The sequence below is a fragment of the Streptomyces sp. L-9-10 genome (assembly GCF_004151105.1).
Lineage (GTDB): Bacteria > Actinomycetota > Actinomycetes > Streptomycetales > Streptomycetaceae > Streptomyces.
Genome location: NZ_PHRF01000018.1, coordinates 1 through 3,066 on the forward strand (window position 1 = coordinate 1; position 3,066 = coordinate 3,066).

The window sequence follows — 3,066 nt, forward strand, 5'->3', positions numbered from 1 at the left end:
GATCGGCTCGATGACCGTTTCCGGCTGCTGACCAGCGGGAGCCGGACCGTTCTGCCGCGCCAGCAGACGCTGCGCGCGGTCGTCGACTGGTCCTGGGACCTGCTGGACGAGCGGGAGCGTACGGTCCTGCGCGAGGTGTCCGTCTTCGCGGGCGGCTGGAATCTGACGGCGGCCGAGGGCGTGTGCGGCGGAGGGACGGGCGTGCCCTCCGGCAGTGTGGTGGGCGGTGCGGTGGGCGGTGCGGTGGGCGCCCTCTCGGGCCGCGCGTCCCCCGATGCGTTCCATGGGCCCTCCGGCCGAGCGTCCCCCGACTCGCCCCGTGCCCTCAACGCGCCCCGTGCTCCCGACGCGCCCCGTGCTCCCGACGCCCCCGATGTCCCCGGTCTGCTGGGCGCGCTGGTCGACAAGTCCCTCGTCGTCGCCACCCCGGCCCCCGGCCCCGGCGGCGCGATGCGCTACCGCCTCCTGGAGACCATCCACGAGTACGCCACGGAACGCGCCGCCGAGACACCTGCCGTACGGTCCGCCGCCGAGCGCGCGCACACCGCGTACTTCACCGCTCTCGCCGAAGAGGCCGAACCCCGACTGCGCTCCGGGGAGCAACTTCCCTGGATCCGCCGCCTGGAGATCGACCTCGACAACATACGGGCCGCCCTCCACCGCAGCGTCCTGGCGGGCGACGAGGAGACGACGCTACGGCTGATCTTCGCCACGGGCTGGTTCTGGTGGCTGCGCAACCACCGCCCCGAGGGCCTCGCCTGGGTGGAGTGCGCGCTCAGCCTCGGCCCCGAACCGGCCGGCCCCGACGACCCCCGGTACTGGCCCCGGATGCAGCTCCAGGTGCTCCGGGTCTTTCTCGCCGGGGAGAGCGGCCAGACCGAGAAGCTCCGCAACGACCCGCACTTCCAGGAACTCATCCGGCGGATCCGCGAGGTCTTCGGCAGACCGGGTCCGCAGTCCGCCCGCTTCCCCGGGCTCCTCTGGGGACTGATCGTCTACGACAGTGACGAGAAGCTGGACATCCGCGCCGCGATGGACGCGTCCATCGCGAACTGCCGTGCGTACGGCGGCGACTGGGAGACGGGCGTGCTGCTGATGGGCCGTACGCACATGGTCGTCGACATGCCGGGCGGACTGGAGGGCGTCGATCAGGACCTGGCCGAGCTGCGCGAGCTGAGCCGACGCGTCGGCGACCGCTGGATGCGCGCCCAGGTGGCGAGCGCCGTCGGCGAGGCGGGCATGGCGCGCGGGCGGTACGAGGAGGCGCGGTGCGCGTACGAGGAAGCGCTGCGGTTCGCCCGCGAGGTGGGGGCGCACGCCGAGGCGCCGCTGCTGCTCGCGCGCCTGGCCGAGCTGGCGTACCGCGCCGGTGACACGGCCGCCGCGGAGAGAAGGCTCGACCGCGCCGCCGAAGAGGCCGAGCGCCATCAGGTCCAGGACGCCCGCGCTGTCGTCCCCTTCATGCGGGCGATCTTCGCCCTGGACCGGGGCGAGGTCTCCCGGGCCAGACCGCTGCTGGACGAGGCGAGGTCCGAGAGCGAGCACGGCACACCACCCCCGCTCTTCTCCGCGGTGGTCGACGCGCTGGACGCGCGTATCGCCGCGTACGAGACGAAGGGGCCGGTGGCCGCGGCCCGTTGGCTGGCGGCCGTGCTGCGTACGGCGAGGAAGCGCGGGCTGACGGATCCGATCGTCGCCCAGCTCGCCGAGATGGCGGCCCCGGTGGTGCTGCTCGCCGGTGATCCCCGCGTCGCTGTGCGGATCCTGGCCGCCGCCGGGGCCTGGCGGGCGGGCTGCCCGCGCTCCGTACCGGAGTTGATCGAGGCCCGGCGGGTCGAGACGCGCGCCCGCGCGGAGCTGGGCGCGGGCGGGTACGAGGCGGAGCACGAGGCCGGCCGCGTCCTCACCCCCGACGAGGTCGCCGAACTGCTGGAGCTGCCGGGCCACGCGCTCGCTCCGCCGCCCCTCCACGCCCAGGAGCGTGAGCGCCACGGACGGCCCGACGAACGCCACGGACGGCCGGAAGGACGGGACCGGGCGGACGGGGAGGAGCGGGCCGACGGCTAGGCGCCGTGCGGCGGTCCGGGGGCGGCGGTCCGGGGGCGGTGGTTCGGGTGCTCGTCCGGGCGCCGAGCCGTCAGCGGCAGCTGATCCGGGACCGCGCCCAGTCGGCGAGCGCCACCACGTCGAACGGCGTATGCGGCTCGACCACCAGCCGGATGGTCTTCCGCCCGGCGATCCCCACGTCCACGGGTACGGCCGCGTCGCCCCCGCTCAGCACGGGCGAGCGCCAGAGCCGCGTCCCGTCGCCGTACAGCGAGAAGCGCACGGAACCGAGCCCCATCGTGAGATCGTCCACGCCGACCAGGGCCGCGTAGCGGGAGCAGCTCCGGTTGAGATCGATGGTGACCGACGAGGCGGAGTGCATGGTCACGCCATGGCCGTAGCGGGTGCCGCCGATCGACACGCCCGACCGCTGCCAGAGCCAGCCGCTCGCGCCGAGCCGTACCTCCGGTTTGGAGCCGTCGCCGATGGGACCGAACGCCAGTTGGTTCACCTGGAAGTCTGCCGGGGCCGGGGGTGGCTTCGGGCTGGGGGGCGGCTTCGGCGCGGGAGGCGCCGGTGGTTCGGGCCTGGGCTTGGGCGGGGGCTTCGGGGCGGGGGTCCGTGACGGAGTGGGCTTCGGCGAGGGGGAGGGCTTCTCGCTGGGTCGGGCGGTGGGCGTCGGTGCGGGCGGGGTCGGCTTGGGCGCGGCCGGTTCCGGCGGCTCGGGCGACGGGGCCGGCTTCCGCGGTACGAGGGGCTGCGCGACCGGCGGCTTGGCCTTGGGCGGCCGATCGGGTTCGGAGTTGTTCGCCAGCGCGAAGACGAGACCGGCCGCCGCGGCGACGGCCACCAGCCCGCCGATACCGGCCTTCGCCGGGGCACCGAGCCCCTCGGACGCGACGGCTCCACCGCCCGCGCCACTAGCCGAGCCGCCTGCTGCGCCGCCTGCTGCGCCGCCCGCTGCGCCGCCCGCGGCCCCACTGGCTGCCCCGCCCGCGACTCCGCCCGCTGCCCCGCCGG

The 3,066-nt window shown here is 75.4% G+C and carries 1 protein-coding gene and 1 pseudogene; one reads left to right on the forward strand and one right to left on the reverse strand.

Features of this window, described 5'->3' with window-relative positions:
- Positions 1 to 2,067, forward strand: a pseudogene (locus CU044_RS03975) (AfsR/SARP family transcriptional regulator); the annotation flags it as partial.
- A 70-nt stretch (positions 2,068 to 2,137) separates the two neighbouring features.
- Here CU044_RS03975 and CU044_RS03980 read toward each other — a convergent pair.
- Positions 2,138 to 3,066: NPCBM/NEW2 domain-containing protein (locus CU044_RS03980; RefSeq protein WP_240045325.1), on the reverse strand; the 929-nt coding region annotated here is incomplete at its 5' end.